The sequence below is a fragment of the Pseudoalteromonas sp. J2K-J979 genome (genome assembly GCF_058169715.2).
Map to the genome: position 1 here is coordinate 987,292 of NZ_CM200281.1, position 20,521 is coordinate 1,007,812.

20 protein-coding genes are annotated in these 20,521 nt (G+C 41.0%); 16 read left to right on the plus strand and 4 right to left on the minus strand.

Going from position 1 to position 20,521, the window contains the following annotated elements; translation table 11 throughout:
• Positions 1 to 61 precede the first annotated feature (61 nt).
• Positions 62 to 1,243 (minus strand): flagella assembly protein FlgT, encoded by a 1,182-nt coding sequence (locus AC3KVK_RS04670; protein ID WP_490312682.1) that lies wholly within the window; start codon positions 1,241 to 1,243, stop codon positions 62 to 64.
• Positions 1,244 to 1,370: 127 nt separating this feature from the next.
• Between AC3KVK_RS04670 and AC3KVK_RS04675 the strand changes: the two genes are divergently transcribed.
• On the plus strand, positions 1,371 to 1,826 hold the full coding sequence (locus AC3KVK_RS04675; RefSeq protein ID WP_490312681.1) for an LPP20 family lipoprotein: 456 nt from the start codon (positions 1,371 to 1,373) through the stop codon (positions 1,824 to 1,826).
• A 20-nt stretch (positions 1,827 to 1,846) separates the two neighbouring features.
• On the opposite strand, the gene flgN is transcribed toward AC3KVK_RS04675, so the two are convergent.
• The 3 genes from flgN to flgA form a co-directional block, all read right to left on the minus strand.
• Positions 1,847 to 2,284, minus strand: coding sequence for a flagellar export chaperone FlgN (flgN, locus tag AC3KVK_RS04680; protein ID WP_490312680.1), 438 nt, complete (start codon positions 2,282 to 2,284; stop codon positions 1,847 to 1,849).
• Positions 2,277 to 2,600 carry a flagellar biosynthesis anti-sigma factor FlgM gene (flgM, locus tag AC3KVK_RS04685; RefSeq protein WP_490312679.1) on the minus strand — a complete coding sequence of 108 codons (324 nt, stop codon included), beginning with the start codon at positions 2,598 to 2,600 and terminating at the stop codon, positions 2,277 to 2,279. The genes flgN and flgM overlap by 8 nt, the downstream gene beginning before the upstream one ends.
• A gap of 152 nt (positions 2,601 to 2,752) precedes the next feature.
• Positions 2,753 to 3,460, minus strand: a complete 708-nt coding sequence (flgA, locus tag AC3KVK_RS04690) for a flagellar basal body P-ring formation chaperone FlgA (protein ID WP_490312677.1) — start codon at positions 3,458 to 3,460, stop codon at positions 2,753 to 2,755.
• 133 nt (positions 3,461 to 3,593) lie between these two features.
• On the opposite strand from flgA, the gene AC3KVK_RS04695 reads away from it, so the two are divergent.
• From AC3KVK_RS04695 to AC3KVK_RS04765, 15 genes are all read left to right on the plus strand, one after another.
• On the plus strand, positions 3,594 to 4,526 hold the full coding sequence (locus tag AC3KVK_RS04695; RefSeq protein ID WP_490312676.1) for a chemotaxis protein CheV: 933 nt from the start codon (positions 3,594 to 3,596) through the stop codon (positions 4,524 to 4,526).
• Positions 4,527 to 4,546: 20 nt separating this feature from the next.
• Positions 4,547 to 5,380: a CheR family methyltransferase gene (locus AC3KVK_RS04700; protein WP_490312675.1), complete on the plus strand. Its 834-nt coding sequence runs from the start codon at positions 4,547 to 4,549 to the stop codon at positions 5,378 to 5,380.
• Between the two features lie 92 nt (positions 5,381 to 5,472).
• Positions 5,473 to 5,877 (plus strand): flagellar basal body rod protein FlgB, encoded by a 405-nt coding sequence (flgB, locus tag AC3KVK_RS04705; protein ID WP_086743900.1) that lies wholly within the window; start codon positions 5,473 to 5,475, stop codon positions 5,875 to 5,877.
• Between the two features lie 2 nt (positions 5,878 to 5,879).
• Positions 5,880 to 6,302, plus strand: coding sequence for a flagellar basal body rod protein FlgC (flgC, locus tag AC3KVK_RS04710; protein ID WP_086744012.1), 423 nt, complete (start codon positions 5,880 to 5,882; stop codon positions 6,300 to 6,302).
• Positions 6,303 to 6,314: 12 nt separating this feature from the next.
• On the plus strand, positions 6,315 to 7,037 hold the full coding sequence (locus AC3KVK_RS04715) for a flagellar hook assembly protein FlgD (protein ID WP_490312674.1): 723 nt from the start codon (positions 6,315 to 6,317) through the stop codon (positions 7,035 to 7,037).
• Between the two features lie 15 nt (positions 7,038 to 7,052).
• Positions 7,053 to 8,525 (plus strand): flagellar hook protein FlgE, encoded by a 1,473-nt coding sequence (flgE, locus tag AC3KVK_RS04720; RefSeq protein WP_490312673.1) that lies wholly within the window; start codon positions 7,053 to 7,055, stop codon positions 8,523 to 8,525.
• A gap of 103 nt (positions 8,526 to 8,628) precedes the next feature.
• Positions 8,629 to 9,396, plus strand: coding sequence for a flagellar basal-body rod protein FlgF (locus tag AC3KVK_RS04725; RefSeq protein ID WP_490312672.1), 768 nt, complete (start codon positions 8,629 to 8,631; stop codon positions 9,394 to 9,396).
• A gap of 21 nt (positions 9,397 to 9,417) precedes the next feature.
• Positions 9,418 to 10,206 carry a flagellar basal-body rod protein FlgG gene (flgG, locus tag AC3KVK_RS04730; protein ID WP_086743896.1) on the plus strand — a complete coding sequence of 263 codons (789 nt, stop codon included), beginning with the start codon at positions 9,418 to 9,420 and terminating at the stop codon, positions 10,204 to 10,206.
• 16 nt (positions 10,207 to 10,222) lie between these two features.
• A complete protein-coding gene (flgH, locus tag AC3KVK_RS04735; RefSeq protein ID WP_490312671.1) occupies positions 10,223 to 10,906 on the plus strand; it encodes a flagellar basal body L-ring protein FlgH in 684 nt (227 codons plus the stop codon).
• Positions 10,907 to 10,917: 11 nt separating this feature from the next.
• Positions 10,918 to 12,009 carry a flagellar basal body P-ring protein FlgI gene (locus tag AC3KVK_RS04740; protein WP_490312670.1) on the plus strand — a complete coding sequence of 364 codons (1,092 nt, stop codon included), beginning with the start codon at positions 10,918 to 10,920 and terminating at the stop codon, positions 12,007 to 12,009.
• Positions 12,010 to 12,154: 145 nt separating this feature from the next.
• Positions 12,155 to 13,192 carry a flagellar assembly peptidoglycan hydrolase FlgJ gene (gene flgJ / locus AC3KVK_RS04745; RefSeq protein ID WP_490312669.1) on the plus strand — a complete coding sequence of 346 codons (1,038 nt, stop codon included), beginning with the start codon at positions 12,155 to 12,157 and terminating at the stop codon, positions 13,190 to 13,192.
• A gap of 6 nt (positions 13,193 to 13,198) precedes the next feature.
• Positions 13,199 to 15,244: a flagellar hook-associated protein FlgK gene (flgK, locus tag AC3KVK_RS04750; RefSeq protein WP_490312668.1), complete on the plus strand. Its 2,046-nt coding sequence runs from the start codon at positions 13,199 to 13,201 to the stop codon at positions 15,242 to 15,244.
• Positions 15,245 to 15,253: 9 nt separating this feature from the next.
• Positions 15,254 to 16,813 (plus strand): flagellar hook-associated protein FlgL, encoded by a 1,560-nt coding sequence (gene flgL / locus AC3KVK_RS04755; RefSeq protein ID WP_490312667.1) that lies wholly within the window; start codon positions 15,254 to 15,256, stop codon positions 16,811 to 16,813.
• A 61-nt stretch (positions 16,814 to 16,874) separates the two neighbouring features.
• Positions 16,875 to 18,581 carry a flagellin N-terminal helical domain-containing protein gene (locus tag AC3KVK_RS04760; protein WP_490312666.1) on the plus strand — a complete coding sequence of 569 codons (1,707 nt, stop codon included), beginning with the start codon at positions 16,875 to 16,877 and terminating at the stop codon, positions 18,579 to 18,581.
• A 171-nt stretch (positions 18,582 to 18,752) separates the two neighbouring features.
• Positions 18,753 to 20,453, plus strand: a complete 1,701-nt coding sequence (locus AC3KVK_RS04765) for a flagellin N-terminal helical domain-containing protein (RefSeq protein WP_490312665.1) — start codon at positions 18,753 to 18,755, stop codon at positions 20,451 to 20,453.
• Positions 20,454 to 20,521 lie beyond the last annotated feature (68 nt).

The following is a 20,521-nucleotide window of genomic DNA, read 5'->3' on the forward strand; positions in this document are numbered from 1 at the left end:
CCAATGCATATAATCGTTGGGATTAATCATTATTTTCGATGAATACCTGCAAATCGATAGTTTATTGAAGTGATGGTTCTTGCCATTCGACCAATAAAACAATATCACTTCTTTGAATATTTGCTAAAAGCTCATTGGAAATACTGCTTGCTATCGCTGAATGTTTAAACACCTGTTCAATTCTGACTTTATTATCACTTTGAATAATATAGGGCATGGCATAACCATTCTCATTTAAAATATGAGAGCGGTGGGCAATTGAAAAGCTTTGCCCTTTTTTAATTCCCTGATCTGTGCCTAAGTTGATCACAACTGTGTTGTCACGAATTTCTTTTATCTGGCCTTGCAGAGGCAAGCAAGTCAGAGTGTCTCTTAAATCTAAACTGACTTGCCGAGTTAGTTGTTCGATAGCTGTACCATATTCAGAACGCCAAAACTGACTGCTAAACACATTTGGTTGCGCTGTTTTATCAAAGCGCCAAACACCACTAGTGTGGTAGTTGTTTTGCCACAATAATTCATGAGTCAGGGAGTTAATTAACATAAATTCCAAATTAAAAAACCGCTCAAATTGTGCATCTTGCCAAAACAAAAGGTCAGAGTTTTGTTGGGAGCCTAGAGAGGCATCGGTGATTTGTGAAATTAAAACATATTGGCTATCTGTATGGTTTGCTATCTGCTCGATTAGACGACCATCAAGCTGTAACTGCTCGCTAAAGTAGTTTTGGACGCGTATCGGTTTTTTATAATAAGGACGAGCAGCGAGTGATTGCTCATTATTTTTTATTGTTTGATATAATTTTTCACTAAACGCTTTATTGATGTCAAAAATTTGACCATATAATGCATCTTCTCGGTTAGCTAGTTGTGTTTGAGTAATAGCAACGGATTTTTTGAAATCGGATGAGAAGCACTGCTTGTCATTTGGAAAAATATCAAGCCTGACAGTGACCGAGACAAAATCATTTGAGTATGTCTCGTCAATCAACTCTATATTGTTTATTTCACCATGGGCTCTTACTTTCAATTGATCTTGTGTGATCAATCCATCAGCAACCGATTGTAAACTCGAAACAGAAGCACCTGCATAAACGAGGGCTTGCTTAATCGCATCTTCAGTAGCTCTAGCTTTAGCGCTTTGTGAATCGCCGTCACGTATTTGTGCTTGGCCTGTTGATTCATACCACTGTGCATGGGAGTTCATAGTTAAGAATAAAAGGGCGCAGCTGATTAGCTTTCTCATATTAAAATGTCTTTGTCATGGAGCATGGTAGGTTTACAGCAAGGAATGTACCATAAAAATCAAAGCATAAATTTAGGCATATATCGTGCATAATTTGATGCAAAGAAATTGAGCGAAAAGGTTCAAAATGAAACGAATTGTTTTTTTAGTAACAGGTGTTATGGCTCTGTCAGGATGTTCTCATATTTTTGATAAACAAATAGAGTATACATATCAACAACCTGATTCTTACCCTATTTTAAGGGCCGTTGGTTATGCACCAATAAGCCTTCAACCTGGACAAAATGATCAGCAAAAAGCTATTTTGGCAATAAAAGCTTCTAAGCTTGAAGCTTATAGAGAGCTTGCTGAGCAAGTGTATGGTCAAAAAATAACGGCTAATTCTTCTGTTAGAGCTATGGTTGCAACTAATGATACGTTGAACTCTCAAGTGAATGGCGTCGTCAGAGGAGCGCGAGTGGTTAAGTCGTATGCTGTTGGTGATACTTATGCCACAGAGCTAGAGTTAGATATGAAGCTTGTCTATGACCTCTACATTGGTGAAGTTAAGCCAAGAAGTATTAAAAAGATAAAATATTATTAATAGGCTGAGTGGTGGGGTGATTACGCTTTAATTCCTTTTCCTAACATTGAATTACCAGCTGCTGCACCTTTTTTATCATAGGTGAGAGATTGTTTTGAGCCTAACAAAATCTCTTTTACTTTGTTGACGGCAACGTGTGTTTGATGTGCAGCATGTGCATTAACATCGTTTTGCTTTTGACAGGCTGCTAATTCACTTTTTACTTCTTTGACTAAGTTATCAACTTCAGACGAGGATTGGACTATTTGGCCGAGTCCACTATGTGCTAAGCGTTTGTCTACCGATTGTATCTTCTTCAACACATCTAGTTTGGCAACTGAAGACGCTGTTAAAGCATCCGCATCGCGCGTACTTATAGCTGTTAATTCAATGTTTAAGGTTTGGCTTAATTGAGCTAAATTATTTTTTTGCTCATCCAATAAATCGATAACATGTGAAAGATTGGTTGGCTTATCCATATAAATTAAACTCAAATTGTGCAATGTTTTTAGCTAACTTTTCAGCATTCACCTGATAATTACCTTCGCTAATTGCCTTTTTAAGTTCATTTACTTTCTTTGTGTCAAAGCCTGGCGCTTCATCAGCTTTTGATTGAACGTTTTTAAGTTGTTGGGCCTGAGAAGTCAAAACAACAGAATCAGCAGTGGTTTTAGGGTTAACTGGCGTAGGCTGAGCTGTATTGGTAGCGCTATTTTTGTCACCAGATTGAGCGACTTGTTTATTGTCGTTGAAACTCACATTTTGAGTGTTTCGACTATTTACTTGATTTACCATGATCTTTTCCAAACCTATTAAAGTTAGTACTTTAGTATCGGCTAATTTAATAATAACTTTAGCATAAAAGTGTGTTTTTTCGTATGTGATTTTTAGCTAGTTCCAGTTAAAAATAAAAAGTGTTTTTTATTAAATAAGACTAAAGATCCAAGCTAAAAATTGATCATAACCAGATTAGGACCAGTTACCTGTGCTTGTATTTTTTTTCCTGATTTTATGTTTTCTATCAAAATATTTTCACCAATTAAGCCGTTCTCTAGGGCTTCTCCATTGGTTTTAATACTCAACGTTTTATGTTTTGCATAAATCGTGACTTTATCGCCCTTACACACTGCACAGATTTGATTCATAGAAATTGAGCTACCAGCTCGAATTGACCTCGTAGCGCGACTCCCTATGAGTTCTTCAATAGAACCAATGTGATTGCTTCGGACTAAATGGCTGGCACGCATTTCGATCACTAATTTATCTTTTGTGATGATTTCACCCTTTGCAAGGGCTGATTGAGTGACAACAAGAGAAGATAGTTCAGTGGTTCTTACTTGAATATATTGGTGCCATTTATCGTCATCTAAACATTTAATCTGGACGGTCATTTGCCGGTTTGTGTAACTGCGATTGGCAGTATTTATAACCAGTTCGCTAGCACAGCTCTTCTCTTTGATATGATCATCAAGTGGCAATGCATCGATCGTTCTCTCGCCATTAATCAGGTCGGGCAGACGACTTGCTATAAAATCAACTGCGATACTTTGTAGGTCGGTATTGCTATATGTTTTTGCAATAGTTGATTTTGTAGTCAATAGTAACGTAAATACCAAGAAAACTAATTTGTAGATGTTTTTTTTGAACAAACTCATAAGGTTTCGACTATGCTTTATGTTGAAAACAAGGTATAAATATTTTGCGTCAATATTCAGGCGCTTGCTGTACTTAAATTATCACGAAGCAAAAATCATTCCGGGTATTTTGTTTTTTGACTAGGAGATTAAAATGGCGGGTATTTTAGACTCGGTTAACCAGCGTACACAGTTGGTTGGTCAAAATAGGCTGGAGTTGTTACTGTTTAGATTGCGAGGTCGCCAACGCTTTGGTATCAATGTGTTTAAAGTGCGAGAAGTACTGCAATGCCCAAATTTAACTGCTTTACCAAAATCAAATGGCTTTATTCGTGGTGTTGCTCATATTCGAGGCCAAACAATTTCGGTTATAGACTTATCGCTAGCTGTAGGTGGGCCAAAAATTGAAGATATAACGAACAGTTTTGTTATTATTGCTGAATACAATCGTTCTGTTCAAGGGTTTTTGGTTGGCTCAGTTGAGCGAATTGTTAATATGAATTGGGAGGCAATTATGCCCCCTCCATCAGGCTCTGGTCGATACTCGTATTTAACTGCTGTAACTGAAATTGAAAAAGAATTAGTTGAAATTCTGGATGTTGAAAAAATACTCAATGAAATTTGTCCTGTCGCTACAGAGGTTAATAGCTCTATAGTCGCTGATGGTGAAATGCAAAAAGATCTTGGTGAACGTATTGTGTTTATTGCAGATGATTCTGCTGTCGCGAGAAACCAAGTTAAACGTGCATTAGAGCCTTTAGGCGTGCAAACTGAGCTGGCTAAAAATGGTAAAGAAGCACTTATTCGTCTTAGAGAGATCGCAGCAGAAGATTGCCAAAACGATATCACCGAGCGTGTCGCTTTGCTCATATCTGATGTAGAAATGCCCGAAATGGATGGCTATACCTTAACAGCAGAAATAAAGGCTGACCCTAAGCTTTCACCCTTGCATGTAATTCTACATACCTCTTTGAGTGGTGTGTTTAATCAAGCAATGATTGAAAAAGTAGGCGCAGATGATTTTATAGCAAAGTTTAACCCTGATGAATTGGCTGCGGCTGTGAAAAAATGGGTCCATTGTGACTGATCTTGAACAGGTGAAAGAGCTTGGAAAATAAACATTTAGAGCAAAATGAATACGATAAATTTCGCACTTTCTTAGAGCAGCAGTGTGGGATAGTATTGGGTGATAATAAACTGTATTTAGTTAAAAGTCGGCTCGCACCTTTAATGAATCGCTTTGAGGTGCCGTCTTTATCTGAATTAGTAAACAAAACATTAAGCCCACATGAGCGTCAACTTCGAGCTGCTGTAGTTGATGCAATGACGACGAATGAAACGCTTTGGTTTCGTGATCAGTATCCGTTTGAGTTATTGAAAACTAAGCTGTTCCCCGAATTGAAGGATTTACGACGCCCGGTTAAAATTTGGTCAGCGGCCAGTTCTTCAGGGCAAGAGCCATACTCTATTTCGATGTCTGTGGTTGAATATCAAACTCAAAAACCAGGGGCACTGCCACAAGGCGCGCAGATTATTGGTACAGATATTTCTAACACCATGCTGGATTTGTGTAAAAACGCCGAATATGATTCTTTAGCTTTAGCTCGAGGTCTATCACCAGAAAGGCGCAGCAAATTTTTTCAAAATAGTGAGCGAGGCATGGCTAGAGTGAATGAAAATGTGCGGAAGAATGTTACATTTCGACACCTGAACTTACTTGACTCTTATGCTTTGTTGGGAAAATTCGACATTATTTTTTGCCGTAATGTTTTAATTTACTTTTCAGCAGATGTTAAAGCTAAAATCATTGCCCAATTTGCTCAATCGCTCAACCCGAAAGGTTATTTGTTTTTAGGTGCTTCGGAATCAATGACGGGGCTGAGTAATGATTTTGATATGATCCGTTGTAACCCAGGTATTATTTACCAAAAGAAAGGTTAACCTAAGGCCTACTTTCCTTCCCTGTGCCACAATTTTATAATAGTGGCCTACCACTTGCATAATCTCTTCAAAGTCAAAAAATTGGAGGGGTTATGGCTATCAACTTTGATAAGGCATTTGGTATTCACCCAAATGCAATGTTAGCCAGAGTACAGCGTGCGGAAGTGTTAGCGAGTAATATTGCAAATGCTGATACACCTGGATATAAGGCAAAAGATATCGATTTTGCGCAAGCATTAAGTAATGCTAAATCAGCTCAGAGTAGTAATCTTGTGCGTACTAATGAGAAACATTTCAGTCTTTCGACCTCTTCAATCGAATCAAACAGTTTATTTCGTAATCCAAATCAACCAGATACTGGTGATGGTAATTCAGTTGATGTACAAGTGGAACGAAACTTGTATGTACAAAACTCAATAGAATATCAAGCAAGTCTTAGATTTATGACGGGTAAAATCCAAGGTCTAAAGAAAGCACTGGGTAGTCAAGGAGCTTAATTATGAGTTTATTTAACGTTTTTGATATTACCGGCACTGGAATGAGCGCGCAATCAGTGCGTTTAAATACCACTGCGAGCAATATTTCTAATGCAAATAGTGTGAGTTCGAGTGTGGATGAAACATACCGAGCGCGACACCCTGTATTTGCCGCTGAGTTGACAAAAGCTGCCGCCTCTCAACAGGGTGAGTCGGTGGGGGTTAAAGTTCTTGGCGTTGTGGAAAGTGATAAGCCATTACAGATTGAGTTTAATCCAAATCACCCAATGGCTGATAAAGATGGCTTTATATATAAATCAAATGTCAATGTGGTCGAAGAAATGGCGAATATGATCTCAGCTTCGCGGGCTTATCAGACGAATGTTCAGGTGGCGGATGCTGCTAAAAGTATGCTGAGTAAAACAATCATGCTGGGTCAGCGCTAATAGGAGTATGCCATGTTTAATCCTATAAATGGTTCTCAAAGTAGTAGCTTTGTCGACAGTTTAAAAAATACCAAAGAAGAGAAAATTCAGACTGCAGAAGAAGCAAATGAACTATCTCAACAGGATTTCTTTACATTGATGACGAAGCAGCTCTCGATGCAGGATCCGATGAACCCTACAGACAATGAAGCCATGATGGCGCAAATGACCAATATGTCTATTGCTGAGGGTGTGAGTAATATGGCGACTAAATTTGATCAATTTGCTGCATCAATGACGTCAAACCAAGCGTTACAAGCATCTAGCTTAGTCGGAAGAGATGTCTTGATTGATACTCATTATGTGCATAATACGCCTGGTGAAGAGGTCTCAGGGCGTATCGCCTTAGAGCAGGGAGCGTCAGATATTAAAATACGTATCGAAGATCAACGAGGTGTTGTTGTCGGCGAAATCCCGTTGCCGGCCTCTAATGGCGGCAATTTAGAGTTTAAATGGGATGGTAAAGATTCCAAAGGAAACGTAGTTCCTGAGGGGATGTATAAAATTCGTGCTGTAGGCTTAGTGCAAAATGTACCTGATGAAAACGGCGTACTCAAAGCGCGCCATATTGAATTACCTGTGCAAGCTCGATCTAGAGTGGACAGTGTCAGTATGGGGCAAAATGGCACGGGGCTCGTACTTAACTTTAATGGGTTAGGTAGTGTGAAATTTGAAGATGTTTTAGAAGTTAGTTAATAGGGTAGGTTTATTATGTCATTCAATATTGCTTTAAGTGGCTTAAAAGCCGCACAAAAAGATTTAGATGTTACCGCTAATAACATCGCCAATGTTAATACGTATGGTTTTAAAGAATCACGAGCAGAGTTTGCTGATGTATTTTCAACTTCTTTATTTTCAAACTCGAAAACGCAAAATGGTGAAGGGGTACTGACGCAAGATGTTGCTCAGCAATTCCATCAAGGTAGCCTTTTGTTTACTTCGAACTCACTCGATATGGCGATAAGTGGGAATGGTTTTTTTGTGACAACTGATGGGCCGCTCAGTCGTGATTTTACCTACAGTCGTGCTGGTGCGTTCAAACTCGATAGTGAAAACCGCATTGTCACTTCAGGTGGTGATTTTTTACAAGGCTTACCTGTCAATGATGATGGCTCGGTAAAATCGGTAAGTTTAAGTACGACAGCGCCCATTCAAATTCCAGATAGTGCAGGTTCGCCTGCTGCAACTGCGCGAGTGGATATGAGCTTTAATTTAGACTCGAATGCAACACCACTTGACCCGTATCAGTTTGACCCGACAGATACGTCTACTTACACAGCGTCTACGTCTACAGTAATCTATGACTCACTTGGAAACAGTCGAATAGCGTCTTATTATTATGTTCGCACTGCCGATCCTGCGACTGTTAACGCAGCTGCACCAGCTCCGAGTCCAGGTTTTGCCGCAGTGCCGCCAGCGCCTAATAACACTAATGCAAATTCATGGGTAATGTTTGCTACGGTAACAGATGATGCGGGTGTACAACAAAAAGTTGATTTGCAACAAGATCCGTTAGCAGTGACCGGGCCTAACGCCACGACCTTTTCACTTAGAGATCCTGCCGTTGACCCCACTGCAATCACAGGAATGTTAATCCAATTTGATACATCAGGTGGTGTGGTTGGTGATACCTTTCCGACTCCTAAGACCGAAGCATTAGGCGCGCCTGGTAATATTACTGGCGCACCAGTCCCGTTGCCATATGAAGGGGCGAATGTAATTACAAATGGTGCTGATCCTGACCAAAATTTAATAATGGTGATGTCTAATCTGACCCAGTTTTCTTCGGCATTTGAAGTGACTGCTTTAAGTCAAGATGGCCAAACGGTAGGTCGTTTAACGGGGATCTCTATCGGATCGGATGGTTTGATAGAAGCTAAATACTCTAATGGTGATTCACAAGCGATTAGTAAAGTCGCGTTGGTGCGTTTTCCTAATGATCAAGGCTTAACTCAAATAGGTAATACAGCTTGGACTGCGAGTCAGACATCAGGAGATCCGTTAGCTGGAGAGCCTGATTCAGGAACATTCGGTTCTATTCGCTCAGGTACGCTTGAGCAATCTAACGTTAACCTAACTGGCGAGTTGGTTGATTTAATCACCGCCCAACGAAACTTCCAAGCAAACTCACGTGCACTTGAAGTGAATAATCAGATTTCTCAGAATATCTTACAGATTCGATAAATTTAAACTTATCGGTAAGTTAAATGGCTACCTTAGGGTAGCCATTTTTTTTGGCACTAATATTGCTTTATCAGGTTAAGGTTCAATTTATTGGCGAATAGAAATGGATAAGTTGCTGTATATTTCCATGAGTGGGGCAAAGCAAAATTTAATTGGTGTGTCAGTGAAAGCCAATAATTTAGCAAATGCATCCACCGTAGGCTTCAAAGCTGATTTAGAACAAGCGCGTTCTATGCAAGCGTTTGGTGAAGGTCACCCGACACGTGTTTTTGCCATGGAAGAGCGTCCGGGCTCGAAGATGTCAATGGGTGCGTTATCAACTACTGGTCGAAATTTAGATGTTTCGGTGAGTGGCGGTGGTTGGTTCGCGGTTCAAGATAATCAAGGTGAAGAAGCATACAGCCGGGCTGGAAACTTACACATAACCACCACAGGTCAACTATTGACAGCGCGCGGTGAGCCCATGATTGGTGAGGGCGGGCCGATTATTCTGCCAGTCCCAATCGAAAAAATTCAAATCTCAGATGATGGCACTATTCAAGTGCGGCCTCAGGGCGCGCCGGCTAACTTTTTAGAAGAAGTGGATCGACTCAAGGTGGTGGTGCCCGAAAATCAAAACTTACTCGAAAAAGGTCTCGATGGTTTATTCAGGCCTAAAGATAAAGAAGGATTTAATGACTTATGTGGTTTTTGTGACACGGCTCCAAATGTCCGCGTGATGAGTGGCACATTAGAAATGTCGAATGTCAATCCTGTTGATGAAATGGTTGGCATGATTGCGCACCAGCGCCAATTCGAATTACAAGTAAAAATGATGAAAACCGCAGAGAAGATCGACGAAAGTCAAAGCTCTCTAATGCGAATTATTTAATTAATTGACGGAGGATAGATTATGCATCCGGCATTGTGGATAAGTAAAACCGGGCTTGACGCTCAACAAACCGATATCGCAGTTATTTCGAATAACTTGGCCAACGCCAGTACGGTCGGTTACAAAAAAAGTAGAGCTGTTTTTGAAGACCTACTATATCAAAATATTAATCAGCCTGGCGGGCGCTCTTCTCAAGACACTGAAATGCCTTCAGGCTTGATGTTAGGTGCGGGTACAAAAGTTGTCGCGACACAAAAAAACTTCTCTCAAGGGAATATGATCACGACTGATAACTCTATGGACTGGATGATTCAGGGGCAAGGTTTCTTTGAAGTGTTATTACCAGATGGGAGCTTAGCTTATTCTCGCGCAGGTCAATTTACTACGGATGGTGATGGACGAGTGGTGACATCAGGCGCAGGCTTTCCTGTTCAACCTGAAATGAATGTCCCCGATGATGCTCAATCGCTCACGGTATCTCAAGATGGTGAAGTGTCAGTAAGAGTAAGAGGACAGGCTGATAATGTGGTCATTGGCCAATTAACGATTTCTGACTTTATTAACCCATCTGGTCTGGAACCTATGGGGCAAAACCTGTTTACAGAAACGGCGGTTAGCGGTGCGCCGATTCAAGGTAACCCTGGTGTCGAAGGGCTGGGGATTATTGTGCAAGGTGCATTAGAAACCTCGAACGTTAATACGACGGAAGAGTTAGTGAACCTTATCGAAACACAGCGGATTTATGAAATGAATTCCAAAGTAATTTCGTCCGTCGATCAAATGCTGAACTTTATTAATCAGCAGCTTTAATAAGTGGGAGAGGATCATGAAAAATACTCTAATCTGTTTGAGTGCTATTTTTCTTACAACTGGTTGCATGACATCAGGTAATCGCGCTGTTTTGCAAGATGATCCTTACTACAGCCCTATGGTCCCCGAACCTTCAGCTGAGCAATTGGTACAAACAGGATCATTATTTGATCCCTATTCAGCAAATGATTTATACAGTGATAAAAAAGCGGTACGTGTGGGTGATATTATTACCGTTATGCTGAACGAATCAACTCAAGCCTCTAAAAGTGCGAAGACCGAAACAGATAAAGCAACCGATATTGGTTTAAATCCAATCGTTGGCTTAGGGGGAAATAATGTCAATATTGGTGGGGAGAGTATTCAGCTAGGTGTCACTTCGGATGCTTCCTATAAAGGTGATGCGAAATCGAATCAGTCCAATAGCTTAAGTGGTAACATCTCCGTGAATGTGATGCGGGTTTTGCCGAATGGCAATTTGATGATCCGTGGTGAAAAATGGCTCACTCTTAATACTGGCGAGGAGTTTATTCGCCTCGAAGGGATTATTCGTGTCTCCGACGTGGCCGCAGATAATACAGTTGAATCAAATCGCATAGCGAATGCCCGGATCCAATATTCAGGTAAAGGCGAAATGCAAGATGCACAAAGTAGCGGCTGGCTATCTCGGTTTTTCATGAGCGCACTGTTTCCTTTTTAGGGTGAATGAATATGAAAATTCTTAAATATTTTATCAGCTTATTGCTGTTGCTTAGTTCAACGAGTTACGCAGAGCGGATCAAAGATGTCTCGATGGTTGAAGGCGTTCGTGATAATCAACTCGTTGGCTATGGCTTAGTTGTGGGGCTTCCAGGCACTGGAGAGCAAAGTCGGTTTACAGAGCAAACATTCAAAGCCATGTTGAATAGTTTTGGCATTGCTTTACCTGCAACTTTAAAACCGAAAATTAAAAATGTCGCGGCCGTGGCCGTACACGCCAAACTTCCGCCATTTGTGAAACCCGGTCAAACAATTGATGTGACCGTCTCATCAATAGGTAGTGCAGGGAGTTTAAGGGGAGGGACACTATTGCAAACCTTCTTAAAAGGGATTGATGGCAATGTCTATGCGATTGCACAAGGTAGTTTGATTGTCAGTGGTTTAGGTGCAGAAGGACAGGATGGCAGCCGAATTTTAGTCAATACTCCCACAGTTGGCCGAGTGCCAAATGGTGGCACAGTTGAGCGAGCGGTAGCGAATCCTTTTTCTCAAGGCGACTACATTACTTTTAACCTTCATCGTCCAGATTTTACTACCGCTAAACGGTTAGCTGATACAATCAATGATTTAGTTGGGCCGAGTTCAGCCAGTGCGATGGATGCAGCATCAGTGAGAGTGATAGCACCTCGTGATGTATCGCAGCGAGTTGCATATTTATCAACCCTTGAAAACTTAGAGTTTAAGCCGGCAGACACCTCAGCTAAAATTTTAGTGAACTCTCGGACAGGCACAATAGTAATAGGTAAAGATGTCAGGCTACAACCCGCCGCCATTACCCATGGCGGATTGACGGTCACTATTGCAGAGCAACAAAATGTGTCGCAGCCAAATCCATTTGCTGAAGGTGAAACGGTTGTCACTCAACAAAGTATCATTGATGTTTCGCGTGATGATACCCGTGCATTTGTGTTTGACCCAGGTGTGAGTTTAGATGATTTAGTGCGTGCAATTAATGAAGTGGGCGCAGCACCTGGTGATTTAATGGCTATTTTAGAGGCGTTAAAAGAAGCGGGCGCGATCAGTGGGCAGCTCGTTGTCATCTAAAAGCAATTCAACTTTCAAATAAAACCCAGTATTTTACTGGGTTTTGTTTTTTAAGTTATTGATAAATAAACTCATAACTCCATTTGTTTTATTGGCACTTCAATTGCATTGATCAAGGTAATCTTTGGAGTGTCAACAAACTGTTATGAATGAACTTAACCAACAAATGCCCAGTAATTATTTTGACCTAAATAGTCTGAATGATTTACGCCGAGATGCTAAAAATGGTCAAGGCAATGAAAAAGAAGCACTACGAAAAGCTGCGCAGCATTTTGAATCGATATTCATGAATATGCTGTTGCAAAGTATGCGTAAAGCCAACGAAGCATTTGAATCCGATAGTCCTTTCAATAGTCAATCAACCAAATTTTATCAAGACATGCATGATCAGCAGCTGACCATGGAGCTTTCGAGTAATGGCTCGCTTGGACTTGCGGATTTAATTGTTCAGCAATTGAGCCCGGATTATTCAACCTATCGCCCAGCTTCTGTGCTAAGAGGCAATGGTGAACTTAGCGAGTCCGTACCATCTTCAATGGTTGAGCAACCTAAAGCTTCGAAACAGTCATTACCCGCATGGGTAAACCTGCAATTCAATCAATCCGACATACACCTTAAAAGTCAGCCAACTGAGCAAAACCTGCGAGTCGAACCTGTTGAAGAATCCTATCGTTTTGATTCACCCGATGCGTTTATACAAAGTGTATGGGAAAAGGCTAAAGCGGCAGGTGAAAAGTTAAATTTAAACCCTGCAGTCATGATTGCTCAAGCCGCATTGGAAACCGGCTGGGGTAAGCATGTCATTACCGCTTCAAATGGCCAATCAAGTAATAATTTATTCAATATAAAGGCGAGCAGTAGTTGGCAAGGAGAATCGGTTAAAAAAGCGACTTTAGAATTTGAAGAAGGGATTGCAGTCAAGAAAAACGCGGCTTTCAGAGCGTATGACAGTATTGAAGAAAGCTTTGATGATTTTGTGAATTTTTTAAGTTCAGGGAGTCGTTATCAAGAGGCGCTCAAGTCAACCGGCAATATGGAGCAATTTTTGCATAAGTTACAACAAGCAGGTTACGCAACAGATCCAAACTATGCGAAAAAAATTATCGGCATCCTTAATAGTGAAGGGCTGCAGCAAGGGATCAGTCGCATGTTAAGTAACGACGTTGCAAACATTACGGAGTGATAACGAATGAGTTTTGGAATTTTAGGCACAGGTGTTTCGGGCTTAGCAGCCGCACAAAAAGGGCTCGACACCACAGGCCATAATATTGCCAATGTGAATACAACGGGTTATAACCGTCAAACAGTTGAGCAAATTTCAACGGTGGGTATCCCTTTTGGTGGTGTGTATTTAGGAAATGGAACCCAGATATCTTCAATTTCTCGTTCATTTAATGAATTCTCTTACAGCGAAGTTATTTATAACAAGAGTCAGTTTAATTATAACAATACACAAACAGTGAACGCTGGTCGATTAGATAATTTCCTCGCAAATACCGATACAGGGATAACAAAAAGTATCGAAGAAGCATTTAATTCTATTAATGGTATCACTGAAGATCCAACCATTATTTCAGCAAGAAATGTATTTTTGAGTACAGCTGAATCAACCGCTAAACGTTTTAATAATATGTTTACAGAGGTTGAGCAGCAGCATTTAGGTAATATAAATCAAGAAATCGAAACCACAGTCGCTGCGATTAATGAAATTACGACTCGAATTGCTCAACTTAACGGCGAAATAGCTGTAGCGAACTCGGTGGCAGAGAATGGCTTTCCAGCAAATGATTTATTGGATAAAAGAGAGCTTTTAATTAGTCAACTTAGCGAGCGAGTTGAAGTTAACATTATCGATTTGCCTGATGGCACCATTAACTTGACGGTTGGTACAGGCTTGACACTTGTAGCTGGCACGTTTCCGGTTCCGTTATCGGTTGAACGTAATGAGTTCGATACTAATAAATTAGAAATAGGGATTTCACCTACTCCTGGAGCTCCTAAAAAATCAATCGTGACAAGTCAAATTGATGGCGGGTCATTAGGTGGGTTATTCAAAATCAGAGAAGAGCTGTTATTACCTGCTATTCGTGAAATGGGTAAAATCTCTATCGCTTATGCTGATGCATTTAATCGTCAACAATCATTAGGTCGAGATTTAAATGGTGATCAGGGGACTAATTTATACAAAGATATCAATGACCCCCAAGCAGCTTTGTCAAGAACACTTAACTCACGTAATAACCCTGTAGGCTCTGATTTTTCAGTTAACATCACCAATGCAGCTTTAGTCACCAGTGATGAATATAAAATGGTCGTTGATCCGGGGGGCAACTTAGTCGTCTCTGACAAAGATCAAAATACTTTGGTTACTTTTACACCTGCAGATATAGCAGGCATGTCACCTCCTACTAACACGAGACTTGAAATACCTGGAACGGGTTTGAATATCAACATCCAAAATAATAATTTGGCAGTGGGTGATAAATTTTTAATTAGAGCAACTTATTCGGGGGCGAGAGATATCGAGCGCACATTAGAAGATCCGACTTTGGTCGCTGCCGCAGGAAATCAGCTCGAAGTTGCAGCTACAACGAACCCTAATAATGTCGGGTTGGAACTGTATGCAATCACAGATATTGCTAACGCTAATTTTCCAAATGAAGTCAATTTTCCATTACCTTTAGACCCGCAAATTCAGGTAGTCATCAATGCTGCAGGGACACAGTACAGTATTCAAGACTCAGCTGGGACCCCTCTGGCAGCTCCGGCGGGAGGGCCATTTAATATTCCGGCGGATCAAATTATCGACCTTCCAGGAATGCGATTTGGGATAACAGGCCAACTTGCGGGAAATGAAGTATTTACGATTACGAATCAGGATGGTACAGACCCATTTGATACGAAGAAGTTTGGCCCAGGCGACAATACCAATGCATTGAAAATGTTGGATTATCAAAATAAGAAAACACTAGATGGTAGCACTAATACGTTTTCAGAATCATATGCAGAATTAGTGACTTTTGTCGGAGTAAAAACTCAAAGTGGGCAGATCAATGCTGATTCTTTTGCGGTTTTACTCTCAGGGGCAGAGCAAAGAATGGCAGCTATCTCTGGTGTGAATTTAGATGAGGAGGCGGCAAATTTGATCCGCTATCAGCAGGCTTATTCCGCTTCGGCGCGAATCATTTCTATCGCGAATGAAACCTTTGACAGTTTAATGCAGGCCGTAAGGTAGGAGTTAATTATGAGAATCGGAACAGCTAACTTTTATCAACGTTCATTGGTTAACCTGCAAACTCGCCAGTCTAATTTAGATCGGGCGCAAGAAGAGTTGTCATCAGGAAAAAAAGTTATTCGTCCTTCAGATGATCCAGTGGCATCTAATAGTATTATTAAACTTAAAAAAGAGCTCGAAGTATCAAATCGTTACATTGACGCACAATCAACTGCAACTCGTTACAACCGAGAGGTCGAAACATCATTAGAGTCAATGAATAATATCTTATTAAGAGTGCAAGAGATTTTAACTGGTGCGATCAATGGAGCTCTCGATTCCGATGCATTGAAAGCGTACCAACAGGAATTAAGTTCACGTTTAGAAGAGTATGAAGGAATTGTAAATCAGAAAAATGCGAATGGTGATTACATGTTTTCTGGTTATCAAACGCGAACTCAGCCTTTTCAACAGGATGAGTTTGGGTACTTTGAATATTTTGGCGATAGTGGTCAGCGCGAAGTGCTAATCGCACCAAGCTTTGAAGTTGCGGTTGCGGAGCCTGGCGATAACTTTGTGACGAATGTCGCGTCAAAATATAGTCATTTTAGACCAAACGCACCAGCGGTTAGTGGGGCAAAGGTATCAATCGGATTTGTCAAAGATCCGACTGAATTTAAAGCCGCAACGGCTCCTGCAAACACCTATCAAATTCAATTTTCAGGAGCTGTTCCCCCACAAGCTGATACATGGCAAGTTATTGATGTTTCAATGGCGCTCCCAAATATAGTCAGTGGTCCTTATGATTACACCGCTGGTGATGAAATTGATTTTCAAGGGATCAGCGTCAAAACCAACCCAAATGTTCCTCCTCAAGCTGGTGATGTGTTCGACATGCAACCAGACCCAGTGCCAAATGAAACAAGTACGCTGTGGCTTTTCAAACAAGCGATGGATGCGATGTCGATCACAGGCAATAGCTATAGCACTCATGCAATCCAAGGTTCAACGGTGGCTATTTCGGGGGGGGATATAAAGTTTCCTGATGATCATACATTAGCTGACTTTGATATCGTTTTTCCCGCTGCGGGCTTAGTAGAGATTCGAGAAGTTGATCGTTCTACTTCACCTGCAACAGTTTTATCAACACCAGTAGCTGCACAAGCCTATAACCCTGCAGGAACTAGAATTGAATTTAATGGTATGGAGCTTAATTTATCAGGCATTCCTGGTAATCAAACAACTGTTCCAGCTGCACCAGCGCCTAATTACCCTGAAACTATCCAACTAGATAAACCTGAAAGCAACCGAAGAGTTGAGGTTTTAGGTGCGTTGCTTGAAGAAATATCAAACTCACAAACCAATATTGATAATACTCGCTCACAAATTGGAGCGCGTATGAACAGTATTGATAATGAAGAGCAAGCTCAGCTTTTGTTTAAAGAAACAACAAAAGTCACACTGGCTGAAATAGAAGAGATCGATGTCTATGAAGCAGTAACCAATTTAGAAAACTCGCGTGTCGGTTTGCAAGCTGCACAACAAGCTTTTTCACGTGTTCAAAACTTATCCTTATTTGATTACATATAGTTGGCACATTAAATGCTTTTAATTATTGAAGACACACTTCCATCACTGAGGAGAAACTAAGATGGGTATGTATATTAATACTAACGTGGCCTCCATTAATGGCCAACGTAACTTAAATAAATCAACAGAGGGTCTCACGACCTCAATGCAACGTTTGTCATCAGGGTTAAGAATTAATTCTGCCAAAGATGATGCAGCAGGAATGCAAATTTCTAATCGTTTAACGTCGCAAGTAAACGGCTTGACTGTTGCCGTTAGAAATGCAAATGATGGTATTTCAATGGCGCAAACAGCAGAGGGCGCACTACAAGAAAGTACCAATATTCTACAGCGTATGCGTGATTTGGCGATTCAATCTGCTAATGGTACTTATTCAGATGGCGATCGCGCAGCTCTGCAAGAAGAAGTTGTGCAGTTACAGCGCGAACTGGATCGAATTGCAGCGACGACGACATTTGGTGACCGAAAACTATTAGATGGCTCATTCGGTACTGAGGCTTTTCAGGTTGGTGCAAAATCTTTTGAAACAATCAATGTTAGTATTGGCTCTTTCGAAGCAACAGATATGGGGGCTGAATCATTTGAATTGATCAATGGTGATACAACTACAGCCACCGCGGTGTTAGGAACACCAGCCAGTATGAATGAAGTGCAAAGTTTGGTTGGCTTTGGAAATATGGCATTGAGTACAGCTGTAACAGCTTATTCTTCTTATACAAATAGTATTCAAGGAGCTTTAGCAACTTTGAGTACAGCAGCCACTTATTCATTAGGTATTAAAGGCGGTTTGGGTGAAGCTAATGTTAGTGTAAATGGTGTTGCAAGTGCCTATGAAGCTGCGCAAACCATGAACCAAGTATCGGCTCGGACAGGTGTATTAGCAGATGCGAGAAATAATGTTACATTGGATTTTTTCTCGGGCGCAAATGATGCAGCGCTTCTTTCCATTGATACAACGATCACTATGGAGCTTCGTGGTCAAAATACTGATCCAGCCATTGATCCTGCGAGAATTAAATTTACGCTATCTGATACTGAAGATTTAACCTCTGTAGTGAACGCATTTAACGAGGCTGCAACAGTTACAGGTATCTCAGCGAAATTAACCGGCGATGGTCGTGTGGCCCTAATCTCTGAACGTGGTGACAATATTGTCATGGAAAACATACAAGCGACAGGAGCAGAGACTTTATTAGCTATTAGTGCAACAACTTATGGCTATGATGGAAACGTCTTAGATACAACAACAGCTATTGCCTCAGGCACAATTGCCGATTCTACAGGTGCGTTAGGTGCATCACTGAATGAGACATCAGCTACATTTGCTACTTTTGTTGGTACTGTTCGTACTCATGGTAATAATGACTTCAAATTAAGCTTGACTGGTACCGCTTTAGAGGGTGGTAATTTATTACAGGGCACAGGTAACACAGCGGTCATTTCTGAAAAAGAAACAGTCGATGAAATTAATATAGGTACAGCTGTTGGTGCACAAAAAGCGATTGAGATAATCGATGGTGCGGTATCTTACATTGATAGCCAACGTGCGGGATTAGGTGCAGTACAAAACCGTTTATCAAGTACCATTTCTAATTTAGAAAATGTTGTTGAAAATGCCACAGCGTCAAGAAGTCGGATTCGTGATACTGACTTTGCAATGGAAACAGCAACAATGACTAAAAATCAAATATTACAACAAGCCGGTACCTCAATTTTGGCGCAAGCCAATCAGTTACCTCAAGGAGCATTATCACTTTTGGGTGGTTAAACTTCTTGGTAACTCTTTCTCCTCTTTCAACTCCAGCATATGCTGGAGTTTTTTTATCTTTTGAATAATGTGGTACGTATCCTGCATTTATTGTTTGAGATAGGCTTTTAGCCATTTAAAACAGTAACTAACCTAAACGTGGCAATTGCTTGCCATAAGGGGATGCAAACAATGGGCATGTATATCCAAACAAATGTTGCCTCTATAAATGGGCAACGCAATTTAAATAAATCAAGTGATGATTTAACCACTTCTATGCAGCGACTATCATCTGGTCTGAGAATTAACTCCGCTAAAGATGACGCCGCAGGCATGCAAATCTCCAATAAATTGACGTCGCAAGTGAATGGCTTAAATGTTGCCGTCAGAAATGCTAATGATGGTATTTCTATGGCGCAAACAGCGGAAGGCGCACTGCAAGAAAGTACGAATATTTTACAACGGATGCGAGATCTTGCCGTGCAATCTGCTAATGGTACTTATTCCGATGGTGATCGAGCCGCTCTTCAAGAAGAAGTCGTGCAATTACAGCGAGAATTAGACCGTATCGCATCAACTACGACATTTGGTGATAGAAAGCTGCTTGATGGCTCATTTGGTACTGAGGCATTTCAAGTTGGCGCTCGCTCATTTGAAACGATTAATGTCAGTGTTGGCTCATTCTTTGGTGAAGACATGGGAACTGAGTCCTTTGAAATTATCAATGGTGACACCTCAACGGCCACCACGCTTGGAACTAGTAAAGGCATGGCCGCGGTCGATAGCTTAATAGGCTTCGGTAATATGAGTCTAATGACCGCTGCCACAGCGGTGAGTTCGTATACAAATTCAATCGAAGGTAATTTACCCACTTTATCAACCGCTGCAACCGTTGCCTTATCTATCAAAGGTGATTTAGGCAGTGCTACAGCAAGTATTAATGGTATCGCAAGTGCGTATGAAGCATCGCAAACGATTAATCAAATCTCGGCTAAAACGGGTGTGATTGCTGATGCTCGTAACGTAGTGACGCTTGACTTTTTTGGTGGTGCAAATGATGCCGCTTTACTCTCGATAGATACCACTGTTACTTTAGAGCTCAGAGGGCAAAATACTGATACATCACAAGATGGAGCGCGAATTAAGTTCACTATTTCTGATACTGAAGATTTATCTGCCGTAGTCAATGCGTTTAATGAGCAAGCCACTGTAACAGGGATTTCAGCAAAACTAACAGGAGATGGGCGTGTTGCTTTAATTTCTGAACGTGGTGATAACATCGTCATGGAGAATATTCAAGCCACGGGCGCTGAAACAGTCTTAGCGATCAGTGCAACTAGTTATGGTTATGACGGCGAAGTGCTTGACACCACAACGGCAATTGCGTCAGGAACATTAGGCAGTGCAGGTACTTTAGAAGGATTAGTGGCAGAATCTGCTGCTGGGTTTGCGACATTTGTCGGTACAGTCCGTACGCATGGTAATGGTGACTTTAAATTGAGTTTAGGTACGGCAACGGCGTTGCAGGGCGGTAATATGCTGCAAGGCACTGGCAATACCGCGGTTATATCAGCCAAAGAGTCTGTGGATGACATAAATATCGGAACTGCTGTTGGAGCGCAAAAAGCAATTGAAATCGTTGATGGCGCGCTTTCTTATATTGATAGTCAACGAGCAGGGCTCGGTGCTGTTCAAAACCGATTGAGCTCAACAGTATCAAATCTTGAAAACGTAGTTGAAAATGCCTCAGCATCAAGAAGTCGAATTCGAGATACTGATTTTGCCATGGAGACTGCGAGCATGACTAAATCGCAAATATTGCAACAAGCTGGTACATCTATTTTGGCTCAGGCTAACCAGTTACCACAAGCTGCCTTGTCTTTATTAGGCTAATTAAATAATGAAAAAGGACCAATTGAGAAATTGGTCCTTTTTATATGAATAAAATCAATCAGTAACGT

Coding starts and splice junctions, on each gene's coding strand:
- AC3KVK_RS04670 (WP_490312682.1), bottom strand. CDS start 1,243: ATGAGAAAGCTAATCAGCTGCGCCCTTTTATTCTTAACTATGAACTCC.
- AC3KVK_RS04675 (WP_490312681.1), top strand. CDS start 1,371: ATGAAACGAATTGTTTTTTTAGTAACAGGTGTTATGGCTCTGTCAGGA.
- flgN (WP_490312680.1), bottom strand. CDS start 2,284: ATGGATAAGCCAACCAATCTTTCACATGTTATCGATTTATTGGATGAG.
- flgM (WP_490312679.1), bottom strand. CDS start 2,600: ATGGTAAATCAAGTAAATAGTCGAAACACTCAAAATGTGAGTTTCAAC.
- flgA (WP_490312677.1), bottom strand. CDS start 3,460: ATGAGTTTGTTCAAAAAAAACATCTACAAATTAGTTTTCTTGGTATTT.
- AC3KVK_RS04695 (WP_490312676.1), top strand. CDS start 3,594: ATGGCGGGTATTTTAGACTCGGTTAACCAGCGTACACAGTTGGTTGGT.
- flgB (WP_086743900.1), top strand. CDS start 5,473: ATGGCTATCAACTTTGATAAGGCATTTGGTATTCACCCAAATGCAATG.
- flgC (WP_086744012.1), top strand. CDS start 5,880: ATGAGTTTATTTAACGTTTTTGATATTACCGGCACTGGAATGAGCGCG.
- AC3KVK_RS04715 (WP_490312674.1), top strand. CDS start 6,315: ATGTTTAATCCTATAAATGGTTCTCAAAGTAGTAGCTTTGTCGACAGT.
- flgE (WP_490312673.1), top strand. CDS start 7,053: ATGTCATTCAATATTGCTTTAAGTGGCTTAAAAGCCGCACAAAAAGAT.
- AC3KVK_RS04725 (WP_490312672.1), top strand. CDS start 8,629: ATGGATAAGTTGCTGTATATTTCCATGAGTGGGGCAAAGCAAAATTTA.
- flgG (WP_086743896.1), top strand. CDS start 9,418: ATGCATCCGGCATTGTGGATAAGTAAAACCGGGCTTGACGCTCAACAA.
- flgH (WP_490312671.1), top strand. CDS start 10,223: ATGAAAAATACTCTAATCTGTTTGAGTGCTATTTTTCTTACAACTGGT.
- AC3KVK_RS04740 (WP_490312670.1), top strand. CDS start 10,918: ATGAAAATTCTTAAATATTTTATCAGCTTATTGCTGTTGCTTAGTTCA.
- flgJ (WP_490312669.1), top strand. CDS start 12,155: ATGAATGAACTTAACCAACAAATGCCCAGTAATTATTTTGACCTAAAT.
- flgK (WP_490312668.1), top strand. CDS start 13,199: ATGAGTTTTGGAATTTTAGGCACAGGTGTTTCGGGCTTAGCAGCCGCA.
- flgL (WP_490312667.1), top strand. CDS start 15,254: ATGAGAATCGGAACAGCTAACTTTTATCAACGTTCATTGGTTAACCTG.
- AC3KVK_RS04760 (WP_490312666.1), top strand. CDS start 16,875: ATGGGTATGTATATTAATACTAACGTGGCCTCCATTAATGGCCAACGT.
- AC3KVK_RS04765 (WP_490312665.1), top strand. CDS start 18,753: ATGGGCATGTATATCCAAACAAATGTTGCCTCTATAAATGGGCAACGC.